A 21,221-nucleotide genomic window follows, 5' to 3' on the forward strand; every position below is an offset into this window, starting at 1 on the left:
AATTACCTTAATTCCACCTTTCCCACCTTTCCACCTTTGCGCCTTTGCGCCTTTGCGCGAAACTAATCCATATTTTCCAACACCAAAGCCAAGAATTACTCCGCAGGATCGATGCGATTAACAAACCAAGCTAAAGGAATCATCGGTAAAGCCGGAACCAAACAAATCAGCCATTGTTCTAAATTCAAGGGAGCAGTTCTAAACAAAGTATTCATCACACCCCATTGACTAAAGATGATTTGCAGGATGACCGTGCAGACTATACCTAAAGCCATCGCCTTGCCATCATTAATTCTAGCAGCTTGACCTCTGAGTTTCCTAAATACCACATTTGTTAACTGGCTGATGCTCAATAAATAAACAATTCGCCCAGCGACTAAAGCTTGAATTGCCATTGTTCGCGCCAGGTCAATATTACCTGTATTTTGACGCACCCATTCAAACATCCCGAAAATCAGAATCCAGTTAAATATGGAAACTGCGGCTATACGCTGAAATAGTGTACCAGAAAGTAATGGCTCCCGTGGGTTGCGGGGCTTGAGCTTCATTACTCGATCTGATTTGGGTTCAAATGCTAAAGGTACAGTCATGGTGACTGAGTTCACCATGTTTAACCACAGGACTTGCAGTGATAGAATCGGTAAATCTCTGGCTAATAAGGCACTAATCAGAATTGTCATCGATTCGCCACCGTTGACAGGTAAGATAAAGGCGATCGCTTTGCGTAAGTTCTGATAAACTGTGCGCCCTTCCTCTACTGCGGCTTCAATGGAGGCAAAATTATCATCTGTGAGCAACATATCAGAAGCTTCTCTGGCGACATCTGTACCTGCGCCACCCATTGCTATGCCAATATCAGCTTGTTTGAGTGCTGGCGCATCATTTACACCATCCCCAGTCATAGCGACAATTTCGCCTTGAGACTGCAATGATTCCACTAACCGCAATTTTTGATCGGGAGCAACTCTAGCAAATACTACACCATGTTCTGCGGCTAGGGTGAGTTCATTATCATCCATTGCGGTGAGTTGTTTACCCTCGAAGGCGCGCACTTTACCGTCTTTTTCTAAACCAATTCTTTGTGCGATCGCCTTAGCTGTGGTAACATGATCACCTGTAATCATCTTAACTTGAATCCCCGCAGTTTTACAGGCACGCACCGCAGCAATCACTTCTGGACGCGGTGGGTCAATCATTCCCTGTAAACCTAAGAAAATCAACCCGGTAGCTATATCTTCATGATCTACCGAATTTTGCTCATCTGGGACAACTTTCTTCGCAAAAGCCAATACCCGCATCCCTTGAGTAGCCAAGGCTTCTACTTGTTGTTCGATTAATTCCCGGTTAACTGGTTCTGGTTCAGCATTGGCATTGAGCATTTCCTGACAACGGCTCAAAATTGATTCTACAGAACCTTTCACATAAATAATTTTCCCACCATCACCAGCTTTTTCTACAGACTCATGGCTATCATGTAGCGTCGCCATATATTGAAACTCAGATTCAAAGGGAATACCATCGATTCTGGGAATTAACTTCGCCATTTCGGACTGATTCCACCCGGCTTTATTCGCAACTGTAATTAAAGCCCCTTCAGTCGGATCACCCACCACAAGCCAATTCCCATTCTTTTGTTCTAAATGAGAATCTGTACAAAGTAACCCAGCCATCAAACAAGCTTTGAGAGTGGGGAAATTATCTGATTCTAAATCTACAGATTTCTGTTGAAATAGAATCTCCCCATCAGGATTATAACCTGTACCACTCACCGAAAAATTATTTCCACCAGCAAAAATTCCCTGGACAGTCATCTGATTTTCTGTCAGAGTTCCAGTTTTATCAGAACAAATTACCGTCGCTCCGCCTAAAGTTTCCACGGCTGGTAACTTCCGAATAATGGCGTGTCGTCGTGCCATTCTATTCACCCCAATGGCCATTGTGACTGTCACCACAGCCGGTAATCCTTCGGGAATCGCACTCACAGCTAAAGCCACAGCCGCTTCAAACATTGCTGGCCAAGTTTGTCCTTGACCCAAACCTACGGCAAAGGTCATAGCCGCTAGTGCCAAAATAATGTAAAGTAATTGGTGACTAAATTTATCAAACTTGCGAGTTAGGGGTGTACTCAGGTTTGTTTGCCGTTCTAAAGACTGGGATATCCGCCCCATTTCTGTAGCATTGGCGGTGGATACTACAATCCCGCTTCCTTGGCCAAAGGTGACAAAACTCCCTGCATAAGCCATGTTCACCCGTTCTGCTAAGGGAGTATCAGCACTGAGAGTTGTAGTATCTTTTTCCACAGGTACAGATTCCCCAGTCAAAGCTGACTCATCTACCTGCAAATTCCGGGAATTGAATAACCGCAAATCAGCCGGAACCTTGTCACCAGAAGTCAGCAGCACAATATCCCCCGGAACTAATTCTGAGGAAGGAATGCGGGATTTCTGCCCATTGCGAATGACTGTAGCTTCTGTGGTGACTGCTTGAGCTAAAGCTGCGATCGCACCTTCAGCTTTTGATTCTTGCACAAAGCCGATAATAGCATTAATCAGGGTTACACCCCAAATTACGGCGGCATTTGTCCATTGACCTAACAGGGCTTTAATTAACCCAGCAACCAGTAGAATATATAGTAAAGCTTGATTAAATTGTAATACAAATCTCAACCAAGCAGGTTTTCCAGGTTTACCTTTAAGTTCATTTTTACCAAATTCTTCCAATCGCTTGTTTACTTCTGCTGGTGTTAAGCCCTTTTCTGGGTTACAATTTAGGGTTTGAGCAGCTTCTTGTGCTGCTATGGCGTGATATTCATGTAAGTGTTGTCCACCCATTGCAGTTGCAGACATAAAATTTTCCGAAGTACTAAAGTGGTCAAAATCTGGTTAGTGCAGAAATTAAGTGTGGGATACCAACACTCAGAAGTTCATCACTTGGATGTGGTTTGAATAATCTGTCAACAACTTTTGTGAGCAGGGTTTTTCTGTATATTACTATTTTTGTGTTCGCTTTTCTTCTTCCCCAGGCGATAGCTTATTCCCCAATGGATACTATTTTTGTTATTTTTATTGTATAAGTTGTAACTTTTAATTATGCTCAGTAGCGTTGACCGTTTATTATTTGTCCGGCGAGTGCCAATTTTTAAGGAGTTGCGAGATGATTTTATTGTGCGGCTGACTTCAGTGATGCATGAACTGCAATTTCCTGCTAATTATACTATTTTTAAACAGGGAGAAGAAGGGCGATCGCTTTATATTGTCGTCTCAGGTACGGTGAAAGTCCACATTGGCGAGAAAAAACTCGCAGAGGTAGAACAAGGAAAATACTTCGGTGAAATGGCAGTTTTTGATACTCAACCCCGTTCGGCTTCGGCGACTACTCTAGAACCTTGCGAATTTTTGGAATTGACTCAAGAGCAACTTTATGATGCCATTGAGGAAACTCCCGAAATTGCGGTGAATATTATTCGTGAGTTATCCCGTTTGGTGCGGAAATTAAATGAGGATATGAATATGACTGCTTCTCGGAGTCGTTAGTTAAGAAGTTTCACGCAGAGGCGCAGAGGCGCGGAGAGTTTTAAGATGAGTTTTTTTTGAGACATTGTTTGAGAAACTGTTTGGGTATTTCTCGGCTTTGTCCCCAGTGTAAGTGAATATAGGAGGCGTGGAGGTTTGAGGGTGAAGTCCATCCTTCTGTTCCCATGTTTTCGTCGCAGTCGTAGCGATACGTTTGAAACAAGGGACTCTGGGGATTTACATTTAAGCTAGAACGATGAAATTCATGTCCGTAAATGTTTGTATCTGCTGGGATGAGTAGATTATTTTGCAAGGCGACGGCGCGACGATACCCTAATGTTAAGCGTCCACCCATGACAGCAGATGTGGGTAATATTCCTACCATTGACCAGGATTTACCCTCAAAATCAATAATTTGCTCACATAAGTACATTAAGCCCCCACATTCGGCTATTGTGGGCATTCCTGCTAAAATTGCCGTTTTTACTGTTTGCAGGGCGCTGCTGTTGGCTGCAAGTGCCGATGCGTAGACTTCTGGGAACCCACCACCAAAGTACATTCCTTGCACATCCGGTGGTAGTTCGGCATCTTCTAAGGGACTCCAGAATACTAATTCTGCGCCTAAGTTTTGCAGTAAGTCGAGATTATCCTGATAGTAAAAATTAAAAGCGCGATCGCGTGCAATGGCAATCTTTATAGGGGACTGGGGACTGGGGACTGGGGACTGGGGACTGGGGACTGGGGACTGGGGGGATTTTAAGAGGGGTAGTAAATATTGCCAATCAAAGCAAGTATCTCCTAAATCAGCCAGACGTTCAATTACAGTATCTAATTCGGGCAGTTCGGCGGTGGGGACTAAACCGAGATGACGATCAGGTATGGTAATATTATCTTGGCGACGCAATACGCCGAGTATGGGTAATTGTAATGCTGCGAGGGCATCTTTGAGTAGGGATAAATGGCGATCGCTTCCCACCCGATTTAATACGACTCCAGCAATTTTAATTCTAGAATCAAAGGTACAATATCCGTGAGCGATCGCCGCCACAGAACCAGACAAGCGACTGCAATCAATCACTAACACCACAGGTAAATCTAACAGCCGTGAAACGTGAGCCGTACTAGCAAAATCAGTGTTAATTAAACATTCTTCCTGATTTTCAACATCCTTAACGCCATCAAATAGCCCCATCACCCCTTCAACCAGGGAATATTCACAATTTGGACTATGTTCAGCAAAACATTTCTGTATATAAGCCTCAGAAGTCAACACCGCATCTAAATTGCGACAAGGACGACCAGTTACATAGCCGTGAAACATCGGGTCAATATAGTCCGGCCCCACCTTAAAAGATTGTACCGCTAAACCCCGACGACGTAAAGATGCTAAAAGGGTGAGCGTAACCGTTGTCTTACCCACCCCACTCCGTTCTCCTGCAATAACTAAAGCCATAAGCTGGGGGTAATGAAAAGTTTGTAGTGAGGACTTCAGTACTCTCTACCATACCCTATCGCGATAGACAAAAAGGGATGCATAAGCCATCCCTCTGACTAAAACACATCTACTTTACACCCATCAGATTCAATCAATATCTTGTGGGATGGGCATCTTGCCCGTCTTCATCATGCAAGGTCAATTACCCAAATTGAGAGTTCTAGCGATAACTGCCAAACTTTCCTCAAAAAGTGACTCCCGACCCCAACGCTGTACCTGTTGACTCAGCAAAGCCTCAGCCTTTTGTTCCGAAAGTGAACCCACCTGTTGAAACAGACCAGCAGCTTGTGCGCCACCGTGGGTTTCCATTCGCATACAACCGCCTGTTTCTGAACAAATTACTGTACCACAATCTGCTTCCAAATTTGTTGAACTCAGACGGATAGCAATTATATCACCCAGAACTTCACCGACATCAGCAACTGGAACTCCAGCTAACTCAGCTTCCACCTGTCGCTGGTCTTGGGAAACAAAACGAATTTGAGTGATTTCATAATCTCCCGTTTCCTTTTTATACGAAACTGGCGACCATTCTAACCGACTTGCCAACCAACCCAAAAACAGCAAAGCTTGGGCAGGATTGCCTTTTTCATAGTCAATCGTCACCCGGTCAATTTCCTTGAGTGCAGCGCGACGATGGGGTGAGTCATAAGCTTGAGCCGTCAATTCTTGCCATGCTGACAACCGTCGCCAGTTCAAATCAGCCAAAGGAATATTAGCTTTTACCAACTCTTGCAGACTGAGTAAATCAGTTTCAGGTTCGTTAAAGTCGCAAGAATCAACAATCACATTATTGCAAATTCCCGCCAATCGCTTGAATAGATTGTTATTGGGGTCTGGTGTCGCCTTCCACCAAAGAAACTTCGGCAAACCGCCAATTAATAAAGCCGGAATCATACCTCCGACTCGTTCCAAAGCAGCAGCAGTTCCACTCAAAGTAATGTATTCACAACAAATGAGTGTACTTGAGGATTGCTTTTGAATTGGACAGTAGGCAGAAACTTGAGCTTTTACCCCTTCATCTTCCCCAGTAATGGGGAACAAAGCAATAATCCGGCAGGGATTACGCAGAGCAATTTCATCCGCAATCGTGGGACTTGCGGGACTGAAGTTATAGGAAGCACTTTCTCCTGTTTCTGTATTCCCCTGACGTTTAGCGAATTCCTCCCGCAATAAAGCCAAAGTTTCCGGTGTCGCGGTACCAGTTTCCGGTAGTCCATATTTAACTTGTACTTGCCGTAGCGCCGCCGCCATTTGTGGACCGAGAATGCCATCAATCGGGCCTTCATAAAACCCCAACGCCGCTAACAGATACTGAGTTTCTTCTGGTTCGTAAACCACCAAAGTAAATGTTGTCGCCCTAGTAGCAGCAGGAAGCCCACCGTCATCACCGCTAATACCGTAACTTTGCCAAATTTGATTCAGTTCCGTTTCTATTTCGGTCAGCGAAATATCCTTTGGTGCCTGAAGCGAAAAAATTGTAGGTGCTTGGGAAATCATAGTAGTTTAGTCATTGGTTGTTGGTCATTGGTCATTAGTCATTGGTCATTGGTCATTTATTTTTACTAATAACTAATGACTCATTTCTACAGTCTGCGCCAGTTACGACCATCTTGGTTAATTAACAATTCCGCTTCTGCGGGTTCCCAAGTACCAGCTTCATACCGAGGAATAGTAGCTGGGTCTGTGGGCGCATCCCAAACAGAAAGCGCCGGAGTTACTATTTGCCAAGCTGCTTCAACTTCATCCGCCCGTGTAAACAAAGTTTGATCGCCCATCATACAATCTAGAAATAGGCGGTCATAGGCATCAGAAGTTGCTTGAATACCAAAGGAACCATAACTAAAGTCCATATCCACAGAACGAGTGCGGAATTCTGCCCCTGGCATTTTCACATCAAAACGTAAAGAAATTCCTTCATTCGGTTGAATCCGCATTGCTAAAATGTTGGCATTTCGCTGTTGAGAAGCAGATTGAAACATCCGAGAAGGAACATCGCGGAAGTGAATGGAAATTTCACTGACTTTTTTCGGCATCCGCTTACCTGTCCGTAGGTAAAAAGGAACACCCTGCCAGCGCCAGTTGTCAACCATAAACTTCATGGCTACATAGGTGGGTGTCCCGGAATTGGGGTCAACGCCTGGTTCATCGTGATATCCTGGAACTTGCTTACCCTTCATCCAGCCACCACTATATTGACCGCGCACTGCTGAACGTGACAGATTGGGAACATCAGCTAAACGGGTAGCTTGCAGTACCTTAACTTTTTCCGTGCGGATACTATCGGCATCCATTGAGTTAGGTGCTTCCATTGCTGTCAAGCAATACAGTTGCATGAGGTGATTTTGCAACATATCCCTGAGTGCGCCGGCTTTTTCATAGTAACCAGCCCGGTCTTCTACCCCTACGGTTTCAGCTACAGTAATTTGTACGTGGTCAACAAATTGACGATTCCACAACGGTTCAAATATCGCATTGGCGAAGCGGAATACCAGCAGATTCTGAACTGTTTCTTTACCTAAGTAGTGGTCAATCCGGTAAACTTGATTTTCTTTGCAATATTTTTGCACTATTTGGTTCAGACTTTGAGCTGATGCTAAGTCCCGACCAAAGGGTTTTTCAATTACCAGACGATGCTTGTAGGGGTCGTCTAGCATTCCGCCTCCCCCTAGTTGTCTGATGGCTTCAGGAAAGAAGTTAGGCGCGACGGAAAGGTAGAACATCCGGTTTCCCCGTGTGTTCCGTTTTTCGTCTAATTCGCTTAAAAAGGTCTTCAGCTTTTGATAGCTTTCCGGTTTGTCTATGTCCCCAGGACAGTAGAATAAACCTTTAGAGAAGTCTTGCCAAAGTTCGTCTAAAGGGACACTAGCATGAGCTTCTTCCATGCCCTTTTGCATTTGTTCCCGAAAATACTCATGAGTCCACTCTCGACGTGCCACGCCGACAATAGTCGTCTCTGGTGGGATGCGTCCTTCTCGCCGCAATTTGTAAAGTGCTGGCACTAATTTACGCCAGGTAAGGTCGCCAGAAGCGCCAAAGATGACTATAATTTGGGGTTCGGGCATCCCTTGCTGTTGCAGACCAACGCGCAAGGGATTTTCTAGCAAACTAACCATAGAAGTTTTCAGTGGGGTGTTGTGTGGTGTGTTAATTAGACGCTTTCAAATCGCGTCTACAAAAGAGTTGTGCGTTTAAGGTCTATACTGGCGACAATAACTTGACTTTGTTTTCTAAAGAGTTCATCAAGGACTCGTAAGGTTTAACGAATTTGTCAATACCTTCAACTAATAGTTCCTCCATGACCACATTTAGATCAATGTTAATGTCTGGATCTTTGAGGCTTTCCATCAGCTGGTAAGCTTCTTCAACGTCTGTTTCTAAGCGATTAGCGACATCGCAATGGTCAATACAAGCGGCAATTGTCGCCGGGGGTAAGGTGTTAACGGTGTCAAGGCCAATTAACTCTTCAACATACATGACATCTTTGTATTTTGGGTCTTTGGTGCTGGTGCTAGCCCAAAGTAACCGTTGTACGTTAGCTCCTTTTGCTGCTAAGGATTGCCATCTGTCGCTTTGAATAATTTTTTTGTATTCCTGGTACGCAATCTTAGCGTTAGCGATTCCTACGGAGAGCTTCGCTAACGCCACCTTCCCCCTCACAGCTTGCAGTTTTGCCTGGTGGGAGATATCATCAATACCACGCTTCAATTTTTCATCAATTTTGGCATCAACGTTGCTATCAATGCGACTGAGAAAGAAGCTAGCCACGGCAGCAATTTTGCTAATATCTTTACCCTGTGCTAACCGTTTTTCTAAGCCACACATATAAGCCTCTGCTGTGTTGATGTAACTATCGACTGAAAACAGCAGCGTGGTATTAATATTAATACCTTCAGCGATCGCCTGTTCCACTGCTGGTAAACCAGCTACTGTACCAGGAATTTTCACCATCAAATTTTCCCGCCCAATTTCTTGAAAATAGCGCCGGGCTTGCGCTATTGATGCTTCCGTATCATGGGCGATGGTTGGCGGTACTTCTATACTAACGTAACCATCGAGTCTATTCGATGCTTCATATACAGGGCGCAGCATATCACAAGCGTTGCGAATATCTGCAAAAACGAGGGATTCGTAAATTTTGTATGTAGGTAATCCAGCGCGAATACCAGCTTCGATATCGGCATCATACATCGCATTGTTAGATATGGCCGTTTCAAAGATGGCTGGGTTAGAAGTAATCCCAGAGATACCCTGATTCTCTACCAAGTCTTTGAGTTCACCTGATTGAATAACCTCACGGTTCAAGTTATCCATCCAGATACTTTGACCATATTGTTTAATCTCTAGTAAATGATTGGTCGCCATAGCTCTAAATTTACTCCTGTTAATGATGTTTCTAAGTGAAAGAACGCAAAATACATCTGATGTTGATGCTTACTGTTGAATTGTGGCGTTACTAATCACTTATGACATCGACCAGCTGAGGTAATTTTTAATTCATCACCAGGGCTATTGTGCATCCCCAATCCCAAATATTATCCAATCACACAGCCAAAATTCACTTCTCATTACTGGTAGAGGTTTATCCTATCTCATCCCGCGCCGTCTAAATAAAAGACACATTACACGTCAAATTGCTGACTTTTGACTTTTGACTTTTGACTTTTGAATTCCGCCTTCAGGCGGCTGGTTAGTGTCCGTTTTGAATAAAAGACTCAACCTTAGCTACATCTTCTTTACTACCAATAATTAAAGGTGTGCGTTGATGCAGTTTCTTGGGTACTACATCTAAAATATCGACTAAACCTGTAGTCGCACGACCACCAGCTTGTTCAATCAACATAGCCAAAGGAGCAGATTCATAAAGCAAGCGCAACTTACCTTCTGGGCTTTGAATTGTGCCTGGATAGAGAAAAACGCCACCTTGAACTAAAATTCGATGAATATCACTCACCATCGCGCCACTATAACGAGCCGTATAGCCTTCAGTCCGATGGACGTAGCGGATATATTCCCGCATTGATTCTTCCCACTGCCAAAAATTCCCTTCGTTCACGCTGTAAACAGAACCGTGGTTAGGAATTGTGATATTTTCCTCCGACAGGATAAATTCCCCTAAGCTGGGGTCAAGGGTAAAAGAATGAACGCCATTACCCATAGTATAGACCAGCATTGTGCTAGGGCCATACAGTATATATCCGGCAGCGATTTGCTTACGTCCGTTGGTTAAAAGGTCAGTGGCTTTGTGATCAATATCATCGCCTTGTTGTTGACGAATAGAGAAAATCGAACCCAAACTCAGATTAGTATCTGTGTTCGATGAGCCATCAATGGGGTCATAAAGCAAAGTATAGCGACCAACTGGGCAGTTTTCCGGGATATAGTAGGGTTCTTCCATTTCCTCGGAAGCGAGGCGACAGACTAAGCCACTTTGCTTAAACACCGAGATAAATACGTCATTGGCATAGACATCCATCTTTTTGACAGATTCGCCTTGGACATTCACATCTCCTGAAAATCCCAGCACACCTTCCATTAAACCAGCACGGCTAAGACGACGAGCCACCAGCTTACCCGCCAAACCAATGCGATTCATCAGCATACTCAAGTCTTGTGCATCTGCTCCAAAACTTTGCATTTGCTGGAGTACGTGACGCGATAATGTTGTACAATCACGATCTAAGTTTTTATCTGTGGCATCATTCATAGACAAATCTAGAGATTCTGGTGCTTGAGTCATTTTTGTTATTCCCTAGCTTTTTGCTTGTGGGTCAGGTTTATCAATGGCAATTTTTAATTGCTGCCTCTATCTTAGAAAGGTATTTTGATATCTTAAATATGATTTTAGATAAACTAAAGAATTGAAATTTTGGGGCGGCTTTTCCAAGAACCGCAAAGGCTCGGAGATTTTCGCTATTTTCGTAGGTTGGGTGACGCTCTCGCTAACCCACCATCAATAATCACCGCAAACTGATAGTAAATGTCGAAAATAGCAGTTTTTCATAGTTTTTCAATAAAAGGCTCTCATCGTTTCTCAAAGGAACAACTCAGCGCTAAACACTTTGGTTATGCTCAGTAACAATTGAAGGTGGGTTACGCTGCGCTAACGCACCCTACTGGCGTGGCAAGCTTAAAATAGTGCAATAGACAAAACTTTTGTGGGGGAGGGCAAGGACTGCCCGCCCAGAACAGGCAAGATGCCTGTTCCACAAGAAAATAATTATAATGCAATAGAAAATGTTCGTAGTTGCGCTTTAGCGCGATTTCACTTAGAAATCTAATGCACTGTTTTAGCCTTGTCACACCACTACTTTATTGTTTCTAGTAAAGTTTAGCAAGTTAATCTTGGGTAACTAGAGAACAATATGCTATAATAACAAATTTAGTTAATTAATAATCTTGTTTGTTACTCTCCGTCAAGGGTTTTCGGCATATTATTTATAACTGATTGTGACATTTTTAAAAGTATGAGGTTTTACAATCTTTCATAACAACAAATTAGAAGTGCTGATATGTTTTTTGGTATACATTTTTTGCTGCTATTGTCACGAATTTTGACTTGACTGCAAAAGTATAGTAATCCGCTTTGATTTTTGATAGCTTGCGTGTCGTAGCCATACTTACTTGCGTAGGTGGTCCGTAGTCCGTGGTCTGTGGTCCGTGGGAAACAGCTTTTTGAGTTGTAAGCGCAAAGCGCAGGCTACGCCAACAGAAATCAAATAGGAGTCCTATATTTTGAATCAATGCATTAATATAGGGCAGGCAAGATGCCTACCCCACAAGAATTTTTTTAAACAGGACTGAGTAGAAATCTATCGCATCTTTGCTGTTGTCCGTTCCCCAGTTCTAACCCCACCTGTGAATTCTGGGTTAGTGGATTTTGAGATGCGCTGAAATTTCAGTCAATGGAAATTTGCTGAGGCCCGGTAGCTTTGCCATTGTGAGCTTCATTAGTTGGGGTAGTATAACCAGTTGAGTTGATTTGTTTATCCAGCCAGCTTTTTACGGGGTCATCCTTGAGGTTGAGTCTTAGCACACCAGAAAACAATCCCCCCATAAATGAAACTGGGTGCTTGGTCAATTGTTTAAATATTGGTGACAATTCATCAATGAACATATTTCAGTGTCTCCTGTTGTTTGAATTGATCGTAACCTGGAAAGTTAAACACGCGATGAATCGCTTCTCTACAAAGAAATGGGGAAGAAGCAGGGGAGTTCCAAATCTCCCCTGCTTCTTCCCCTATCTCTAGGACATTGGCCCCTGGTCGGGAAACATACACTTGTCAGAGTCACAGCCACTGGGGCCAGCTTCTGTTAACTCCCCGGAGTCATAGCGGCTGAGAACTGCACAGAAATCATCTGTGTTGCGTCGCTCTTTCACTTCTTGACTTAAAAGCTCATAGGTGAGTTTGTCTATTGGCTCAAATGGTAGTCTGGGGAATGATTGCAAGTCGTCAAACCGGGCTAAAAGTGCGGCTGAAATATAGCCTTCATCATTTTGGATGGTTTCGTAAATCTTCTGTCCCAGTCCTTCGACTTCTTCAGACCGCAATTCTAAGGTTGCTGATGTGTTGTGAGTCACATACCAGCGCTGAACTTGGAGGACAAAATCAAATTGAGCTAGTACAGAGAACTGAGAAACATCAATTTGGTCGGCTCCTGGTAAATCAGCCCAAGATACAGCTACGGGGATTTCTACCAGCCATTCACTAACGCGAGGATCAAAAGGATCATTTAATAAGTTTCCCTGTTCATCTTTGTCAGATTGAGAGGGGATTACACTGTAACCGTAGTCAATGCAGGCTAGGGCTACGGGGTCATTTTTGCCAAAAGTGATTCGGCGAATAAATCTTTGGGCTTTGGGGGGATGCCAGCCCGAACTAGCGCCGGTGAGCAATGATTTAGTGCCACTGGGTTGGACTGTAGTACAGCGATTGGGTCGTTTTATTTGATGGCGATCGCAATATTCCCACACAACTCGATGCACCGTATCTTTCCAGAAGGTTAAATATTTCTGTTCCTCCTGCTTAAAGGCTAATCCTTGGGGAGTTTCCGGTCTTCCTTCTGACCACCAATGCAGCCAGTCAACACCAAAAGCATGAACAAAGAAATCAAATAAACCTGTGAAAGAAACCCCCACAATCGGGTCAAGTTCTCGACTATATTGATAGCGAGGTTCTAGGAATTTGTGATTTAAAAGTGCTGCTACAGATATAGCCCCAGCCGTAAAAGCCTCCTCTTGTTCTTTATAGTTCTTGGGATCAATTTGATTTAAGTGTATCTCCGCCAAGTTACAGTGAAAATTGCTACCAATAATTTCTCCGCAGTTGTGAGTAATACAACCGTTAGCAATGAAGGAATGAGTCAGGGGAACATGAAGATCATAAACAGGTTCTTCGCCAAATTCTTCTATGCTTTGAACTTTTGAACTGAACCTACGACTAATAATAGCTTGACTATATTTCCTTGATGATGGCTTGTTAGCTAGTGTTGCTAAACGTCCTTGCTTATCAGGTGTGAGAGGAAAACCAATAAATTCCCAAAATTTTCTGGCTTCATTTCCTGAATAAATTATTAGTCTCCAGCTACCCCGATTTTGACTGATTTTTTTAGTTCCATCTTTTAATGTGTATGGAACTCCTATACTTCCTGGCTTTTGTTTGATTAGGAGACTACTTTTGATGCCTAAGTTAAGTAGAATGATCTGAATTTGACTTAGTAATTGCCGTGAACGATTACGCAGTTCAATATTTCTACCTTTGACATTCACGCAACCGTCTGCGGAAAACAATCCCTGTAGGAAACCAATGATTACGTCTCTTGATTGAGAGAAAAATTGATCCGGTAAACAGTCTTTTGACTGTACACCTAGTTTCTTGAGAAATGAATCCATTAAAAATGAGCCACTATGAAATGTATAAACACCTTTCACTAGACTTGGCTTGTGACTATAACCTGTCAAAGATTCCACGGCGGAGTTCAAAAGAGGAAAAGCAGTTTCGTATTCATTTGTATTGATGTAGAATACAGCGTCTAATCCTTTAGAACCCTTGTAAATTGAGCCATCACCGTATAACCAACCAAGCATTTGTGCTTGTTCAACCGTGATAGTACCCTGACCAAAGTATCCTGCTCCTTTTTGGATATAGATATGATGCTCAGATGTTAAGTCTTTAGTTGTTACCCATCCGTGATTGGTAAAGTGTTGATGTTCAGCCGTGCATCTCATTTGCTGGCCATTTGCTAAACTAATTACATAAGTTGTTTGTACTCCTGTAGGAAAAGCGATCGCATCAGTTAATTTGACTCCATCTAATCCTACAGAACGCAAGTCAACTAAAGCTTGAAATGGTTTACCAACTAAATCTTTAATGGGTACTAATCCCTGATTAGTAGATACTAGGGTATCACCTGCATGACAGGGGTTTAAGCCGTATCTACCCAAACGATGTTTTAATTCTGGAGCATCAATATTTGGGTAACGTTCTTGTATCCATTCTTTAGCTTTTCCTTCGTGATATGCTTGCAGAAATTCTGTTTTCAGTTCTGGTGTATTTAGCAAATCACAGTTGGATCGAGCGACTGCTTCTCCTGCCCATTGAATCGCACCTTCGCCACTGTAATACTGTTTGCGAACAGCTTCTACACATTCTTCTAATGTGGGCTTATGGTGAAATACACGGCTATGGTTGGCCATGCGTAAAGCGTCACGCTCAGGATCAATGCGCCAGTTGCCATTTTCATCCTGTTGCCAGAGGTTATCTTTGGCAGTTGCGCCTTGTTCATCGTCAGAAACGAACTGACGAATCCCCGCACTTCTTCTAATATTACCTGCAACAATTGTCACAGCAGCTTGATCAATTAATAAACAGCATTCCACTGAATTTAATTGTCGTCCTCTGGCTTTATTGAGGATGGATACACAACGCTGATAGAGTCCTGGCAACTTGATAGGATTAGCCACCCCGCCAAAGCCCTTGAGAGTTTCTCCTGACTGACGAACATCACTCAGATCAACGACTACTTCCACTTCTGCTGTAAATCGTTCATCTGTGGAAAGTTCCAATAAGCTTTTATAGGATTCTACCCAACCTTCCCGGCTATCTCCCACATGGATGATAACGTTGTTACCTTCTATTTCGGTTTGAGTGTATTCACGGCGTAATTCTGGAGATGTGCTACCAATTTCTCCATTTACCGTCACATTTAAGTAATTGCGGATGGGAGGTAATTGATTAATATATTGCGGTTCTATAACGGCTCCAGTCCCACAGCCCATCATGGCTAAATCCATCATCAACCCGAAGGCACTCCAGTCTTGCAGGTTGGTTGAGGTGCAGTTATAAGCCCCGGAGAAGTTTTTGGGTTTGCTGATCCATTCTGTACCACCTACCCATAACCAGCGTCCACTGGGTAAGGCTTTGAGGTTACGTTGCATATTTTCTAGGATAGCTATTTCGGCTGGGTTGAGCTTCCCTAACTCAATGATGCCTTGGATCGTGCGATCGCATACCTCCTCCCATGTTTCCCTCAGCCCTGCCTTTGTGCGACGGCTGTAGGTTCTAAAAAATACAGGATTGGCAGCTGGGGCGGTTTCTGGAAATTCTGCACTCTGACGTTTTCTTTCTAGCTCTCGAACCATAATCAAGTCTTGTTGCTTGCGAACAGATTATGACTATACGCTAACTAGATTTCGGATTAAAGATTGCCAAATTTTCCACTTTGCGCTAGCACTAGTGGCGTACTAATTACAACTTAAATCTATCATGTATAATGTCCTTACCACTTAGTGACAGATTTGATACAGCGTTAAAATAAATACATTTATTGAAAAGGTGCAAGGAATAAAACTTGTGAAGATAAAAAGTTATGCATTAGCTGATAATTCACTGATTACTGTATTGTAAAGATATCTTGCATAGTTTTCTGAATACACCATGCTTACAGTAGCAATAACCATAATCCGCGAAATGCGGCTGTTTTTAATTATCTGGTTAGGACAGGTGATTACCTTTGTCGGTTCTAGCATTACCGCTTTTGCTCTGGTAATGTTCTTGCGATTACCAGAAATCAGAAATACCAATGAACCAGTCAAAGCCAACTCCTTCTCAATACTGTAGCCAAATTACGAGGGTGAGATGATAATGCTTCAACCATGAACTCCCGTTTCTTGCTAGGCTTGGCAAAAACAATCAGTCCTAAAAATTCCTTGAAGGTTTCCCACAAGGGTTTTTTAATGTATTGACGGTAGGATAAGGGTTTTAGATTCTAAACAACCTTTTTCTCGAAACGCTTATGTATGCTTGTTTTTGCCGTTTTTGCCAAAAATTATCAAGGCTCTTATTTTGGCTAAGGTATTGAGCAGAAAAAGTATTTGAACCTTTAATGCAAGGTAATAATTTTTTAACTAATACCATTGGACAAATTATTGGTGTCGGTGCTGGCCGAGGAATGAGTCTTTTATTAGTCATTTTAGGAACTATCACCATGATTCCCACCTGCTTTGCTTATCTCTCTCCCCGCCTAAGATTAATCGAAGAAGAATTACCAGATATTGTTTTAGACACAGAAGAAAATATAATAACAATTTCTGAACCAGTTGCTTCTGCATCTTCCAACTAAAACTGTAAATAATAAATTTGTCCCTCACATTTAAACTTAATTCATTTATTCTCCCCATAGTTTCATGAACACTAAAGATAATTATTTCAACAACCAAAAGCGCGATTTACTCAAACTTATCTTAAACAAAAAAGGTATTTCTCTTAATACAGAAACAATCCCCCGTCGTTCCCACACCGAACCAGCACCCCTCTCTTTTAGTCAAGAACAACTCTGGTTTTTATATCAACTCGACCAGGGAAAAACTACTTATAATATGCCTTGTGCATTACAAATTAGTGGTAGTTTAAATATATCAGTTCTAGAACAATCAATCAAAGAAATAGTACGACGGCATGAAATTTTACGTACCAATTTTCGACAAATAGATGGTAAAAATTTACAGGTAATTAATCCAGAAGTTAATACTAACTTACGATTAGTTGATTTAGAGCATATACCAACGACTGAACAATTACCAACCGTACAGAACTTAGTTAATCAAAAAATCCAAAAAACTTTTAATTTAAGTCAAGATGTTCTATTTCAACCTACACTTTACCAACTCAACCAAAATTCCTATGTATTGCTTTTAAATATGCACCATATCATCTCCGATGGTTGGTCTGTAGGAATTTTATTGCAAGAATTATCTGCCCTTTATTCAGCCTATCTCTCAGGAGATAAATCACCTTTACCAGATTTATTGATTCAATATGCTGATTATGCCATTTGGCAAAGACAAAAATTAACGCCAGAAGTTAGAGAAAAACAACTCAATTACTGGAAACAACAATTAGCAGATGCACCACCATTATTAGAATTACCTACAGATAAACCACGTCCTCCCATGCAATCTTTTAGCGGTGGTGCTTTGTTATTTCACATTAATACTGATTTAAGTGAAAAGATTAAAGCCTTGGGTCAAAAGTCCGACGCTACGTTATTTATGATCATGTTAGCAGCTTTCGTGATTTTGCTCTATCGCTACAGTGGTCAGAATGATATTTTAGTTGGTTCTCCAATGGCTAATAGAAACCGTCAGGAAGCACAATCATTAATTGGTTATTTCGTGAATACTGTAGTTTTAAGAACGCAATTAACCGAAAATCCTAATTTTTGGGAAGTCCTCAACCGCGTGCGTAAAGTAGCTACAGATGCTCACACTTATCAAGATATACCTTATGATCAAGTAGTAGAAGCATTACAACCACAGCGTAACCTCAGCTATAATCCTTTATTTCAAATATTGTTTGACGTTCAGCATTCCCTGACAGATAAATTAAAACTTCCAGAACTAAATTTACAAACTTTTCCGCAAGGACACTCAATCTCCAAATTTGATTTATCTTTAATCATAGAAGATACGGGTACAGAATTAATGGGTGGCTGGGAATATAGCAGCGATTTATTTACAGTGGACACCATCACCCGTTTAACAGATAATTTTCAAACTTTGTTGGCGGGAATTGTTGCAAATCCTGAAATCCCTATTCATGAATTACCGATAATTTCAGCAAATGAAAAACAGCAGATTTTGCTAGAATGGAACAACACACAAAAAGATTATCCTGATTATTCCTATATTCATCAATTATTTACAGAACAAGCTATTAAAACACCCAATGCTGTAGCTGTTAGGTTTGGTAATGCAGAATTAACTTATACTGAATTAAATCAAAAAGCTAATCAATTAGCTAATTATTTAAAAACCTGTTGTGTAGCACCAGAAGTATTAGTAGGATTTTATTTAGAACGTTCTCTAGATGTCTTAATAGTCATCTTAGCAATTCTTAAAGCTGGTGGTGCATATCTGCCTTTAGATCCTCATTATCCTCAAGAAAGATTAGCAGATATTTTAGATGATTCTCAAGCATCTCTAATCTTAACCCAAGAAAGCCTATTAACATCACTACCAGAATATTCAGGAAAAGTAATCTTATTAGATACAGACTTAACTGTTATTTCTCAGCAAAGTCTAGAAACACCAGTTAGCGCAGTTAAACCAGAAAATTTAGCTTATGTAATTTATACTTCCGGTTCTACTGGTAAACCCAAAGGGGTAATGATTACCCATCAAAATATAGTTAATCATGCCACAAGCATAATTGAAAAATATCAAGTTAATAACCATGATAGAATCTTGCAATTTTCCACTTTTATCTTTGATGTCGCAGCAGAAGAAATTTTTCCCACTTGGTTAACTGGTGCAACTTTGGTAATGCGTCCCAAAGAAATGTTTGCAAGTTTGGTAGAGTTTAACCAATTTTTGGCACAAGAAAGCTTAACAGTAATAAATCTACCTGCACCATATTGGCAAGAATGGGTATTAGAATTAGAACGAAAATCTATACAAATTCCTGATAGTTTACGCTTAGTTGTTACAGGTAGCGAACAAGTTCTAGCAGAAAAATTATTATTATGGCAAAAATTAGTAGGAGAAAAAGTACAATGGGTAAATGCCTATGGTCCAACTGAAGCTACTATTACTGCAACAATTTATCAACTTACAGCCAATTCTCAATTAAGTGGGATAAATTCTGTATCTATTGGTAGTCCTATTGCTAATACAGAAATCTACATTCTTGATCAAAACCTTCAACCTGTTCCTATTGGTGTTTTTGGAGAATTACATATTGGTGGTGCTGGTTTAGCTAGAGGATATTTAAACCGACCAGAATTAACGCATGAAAAATTTATATCTAATCTTATTCCCACTGCAAAATCATCAAGATTATATAAAACTGGTGATTTAGCTAGGTATTTACCAGATGGCAATATCGAATTTTTAGGTCGCATTGATTATCAAGTTAAAATTCGTGGTTTCAGAATTGAGTTAGGAGAAATTGAAGCTGTTTTAGCACAACATCCTCTAGTGAAAACATCAGCAGTAATTGTTAGAGAAATCCAACTAGGAAGCAAACAAATAGTAGCTTATGTTGTAACTCAAGAAGATGCTGATATTCAAACTAATTTCCGCTCTTTTCTCCAGGAAAAATTACCCGATTATATGATTCCTGCTTTCTTTGTCAGATTAGCAGAATTACCGTTAACAACTACAGGAAAAATCAACCGTCCTGCTTTATCTGCGCTGCATTTAGAATTAAACCATGAAACAAATTACATATTACCGCGCAACCCTCTTGAACAGCAAATAGCAGAAATTTGGTGTCAAGTTTTAGGATTAGAAAAAATTAGTATTGATGAAAATTTCTTTGAATTGGGTGGACATTCTTTAGCAACTATGCAGGTTATATCTAGATTACAAGAAACTTTACAGGTAGATTTACCATTAAAATATTTATTTGCAGAACCAACAATAGCCAGATTAGGGACAGTAATTGATCAATTATTACAAAAGGAAAATACTACCGATACTATTGATGATTTTTATGCTGATGCTATTTTAGACTCAACAATTCAACCGCAAAATCTGCCTAAACTATTTATTAGTCAACCTCAAAATATCTTTTTAACTGGTGCGACTGGTTTTTTAGGTGTTCATTTACTACACGAACTCTTAGAAAAAACATCAGCCAATATCTACTGTTTATTGCGGGCTAAAAATGCTTTAGATGGGAGGGGTAAGTTAAAAGATAAACTATGTTTTTATCAACTAGGGAAGGATGAGTATAGTAGTAGAATCATTCCTATAATTGGAGATTTAGGGGAAAATATATTAGGTCTATCTGTACAAGAATTTCAAGATTTAGCTAGTAAAATAGATGTAATTTATCATAATGGTGCTTCTGTGAATTTGATTTATCCCTATTCAGTTTTAAAAGCACCTAATGTCTTGGGTACTCAGGAAATTTTGCGTTTAGCAAGTCACATTAAGGTTAAACCAGTACATTTTGTTTCTACTACTTCTGTTTTCTGTCCAGAAAGTTACGGTGAAGATGAAATGTTATTAGAATCAGACTCTCTGGAATATTATCAAGGATTGGTGGGTGGATATCGTCAAAGTAAATGGGTAGCAGAAAAGTTGGTAATGCAGGCACGCGATCGCGGCCTTCCTGTTACGATATACAGAGCAGCCAGAATTATCGGTCATAGTCAAATCGGTATCTGTAATACTGAAGACATATTTTGCAGAATTATTAAGACTTGTATCCAACTCGGAAAAACCCCGGACGTTGACTGGGAAGATAATTTAACACCTGTAGATTATGTCAGTCAAGCAATAGTGTATTTGTCTCAACAACAGGAATCTACAGGTAAAGCATTTCATCTGTTAAACCCGCAAATCAGCCGCATGAATGACTTATTTAATTTTATGGGTGAATGGGGCTATCCATTGCCACAAATTTCATACGCTAAATGGTATTCAGAATTAATGAATATGGTACAAACATCAGCAGATAGAAACTTGGAAGTTATGTCTGCATTTTTCCCAGCAATTCAACCCGCAAAAATTCAAGAACCAAAATTTAATGATCAAAATACTATGAATGGATTGTTGAATACAAATATTAGTTGTTCTCCTATTGAGGAAAAATTACTGCAAAGATATTTTCAATACTTTCTCAATAGCGGCTTTTTAGTATCCCCTGAATAATTCGGGCATAGCAAAAGCATCTAATTTGAGATTTTTTTTACTGAATTAGGAACAT

The 21,221-nt window shown here is 41.0% G+C and carries 12 protein-coding genes; 4 read left to right on the plus strand and 8 right to left on the minus strand.

Going from position 1 to position 21,221, the window contains the following annotated elements; translation table 11 throughout:
- Nucleotides 1–95: 95 nt before the first annotated feature.
- Nucleotides 96–2,846, minus strand: a complete 2,751-nt coding sequence (locus NSP_RS22165; RefSeq protein WP_006197047.1) for a cation-transporting P-type ATPase — start codon at nucleotides 2,844–2,846, stop codon at nucleotides 96–98.
- 243 nt (nucleotides 2,847–3,089) lie between these two features.
- Here NSP_RS22165 and NSP_RS22170 point away from each other — a divergent pair, with 243 nt between their 5' ends.
- Nucleotides 3,090–3,533, plus strand: coding sequence for a cyclic nucleotide-binding domain-containing protein (locus NSP_RS22170; RefSeq protein WP_006197048.1), 444 nt, complete (start codon nucleotides 3,090–3,092; stop codon nucleotides 3,531–3,533).
- A 40-nt stretch (nucleotides 3,534–3,573) separates the two neighbouring features.
- Here the strand turns inward: NSP_RS22170 and NSP_RS22175 are convergent, their stop codons facing one another.
- From NSP_RS22175 to nrdJ, 7 genes are all read right to left on the minus strand, one after another.
- Nucleotides 3,574–4,965 (minus strand): cobyrinic acid a,c-diamide synthase CobB, encoded by a 1,392-nt coding sequence (locus NSP_RS22175; RefSeq protein WP_006197049.1) that lies wholly within the window; start codon nucleotides 4,963–4,965, stop codon nucleotides 3,574–3,576.
- A 180-nt stretch (nucleotides 4,966–5,145) separates the two neighbouring features.
- A complete protein-coding gene (gene opcA / locus NSP_RS22180; RefSeq protein ID WP_006197050.1) occupies nucleotides 5,146–6,507 on the minus strand; it encodes a glucose-6-phosphate dehydrogenase assembly protein OpcA in 1,362 nt (453 codons plus the stop codon).
- Nucleotides 6,508–6,593: 86 nt separating this feature from the next.
- Nucleotides 6,594–8,123 carry a glucose-6-phosphate dehydrogenase gene (gene zwf, locus NSP_RS22185; RefSeq protein ID WP_006197051.1) on the minus strand — a complete coding sequence of 510 codons (1,530 nt, stop codon included), beginning with the start codon at nucleotides 8,121–8,123 and terminating at the stop codon, nucleotides 6,594–6,596.
- 82 nt (nucleotides 8,124–8,205) lie between these two features.
- A complete protein-coding gene (gene tal, locus NSP_RS22190; RefSeq protein ID WP_006197052.1) occupies nucleotides 8,206–9,372 on the minus strand; it encodes a transaldolase in 1,167 nt (388 codons plus the stop codon).
- A 325-nt stretch (nucleotides 9,373–9,697) separates the two neighbouring features.
- The gene (gene fbp, locus NSP_RS22195) at nucleotides 9,698–10,747 is read right to left on the minus strand and encodes a class 1 fructose-bisphosphatase (protein ID WP_006197053.1); all 1,050 of its coding nucleotides are present in this window, start codon (nucleotides 10,745–10,747) and stop codon (nucleotides 9,698–9,700) included.
- A 1,158-nt stretch (nucleotides 10,748–11,905) separates the two neighbouring features.
- Nucleotides 11,906–12,124 carry a ssl0294 family protein gene (locus tag NSP_RS22200; protein WP_006197054.1) on the minus strand — a complete coding sequence of 73 codons (219 nt, stop codon included), beginning with the start codon at nucleotides 12,122–12,124 and terminating at the stop codon, nucleotides 11,906–11,908.
- Nucleotides 12,125–12,253: 129 nt separating this feature from the next.
- Nucleotides 12,254–15,649 (minus strand): ribonucleoside-triphosphate reductase, adenosylcobalamin-dependent, encoded by a 3,396-nt coding sequence (gene nrdJ / locus NSP_RS22205; protein WP_017804431.1) that lies wholly within the window; start codon nucleotides 15,647–15,649, stop codon nucleotides 12,254–12,256.
- A 295-nt stretch (nucleotides 15,650–15,944) separates the two neighbouring features.
- Here nrdJ and NSP_RS22210 point away from each other — a divergent pair, with 295 nt between their 5' ends.
- The 3 genes from NSP_RS22210 (at nucleotide 15,945) to NSP_RS22220 (ending at nucleotide 21,166) form a co-directional block, all read left to right on the plus strand.
- The gene (locus NSP_RS22210; RefSeq protein WP_006198512.1) at nucleotides 15,945–16,127 is read left to right on the plus strand and encodes a hypothetical protein; all 183 of its coding nucleotides are present in this window, start codon (nucleotides 15,945–15,947) and stop codon (nucleotides 16,125–16,127) included.
- A gap of 265 nt (nucleotides 16,128–16,392) precedes the next feature.
- Entirely contained in the window at nucleotides 16,393–16,629 is a 237-nt protein-coding gene (locus NSP_RS22215) for a hypothetical protein (RefSeq protein WP_006198513.1), read from the plus strand.
- A gap of 64 nt (nucleotides 16,630–16,693) precedes the next feature.
- Nucleotides 16,694–21,166 (plus strand): non-ribosomal peptide synthetase family protein, encoded by a 4,473-nt coding sequence (locus NSP_RS22220; RefSeq protein ID WP_006198514.1) that lies wholly within the window; start codon nucleotides 16,694–16,696, stop codon nucleotides 21,164–21,166.
- The last annotated feature ends 55 nt before the right edge of the window (nucleotides 21,167–21,221 follow it).

The sequence above is a fragment of the Nodularia spumigena CCY9414 genome (genome assembly GCF_000340565.2).
Classification (GTDB): Bacteria; Cyanobacteriota; Cyanobacteriia; order Cyanobacteriales; family Nostocaceae; genus Nodularia; species Nodularia spumigena.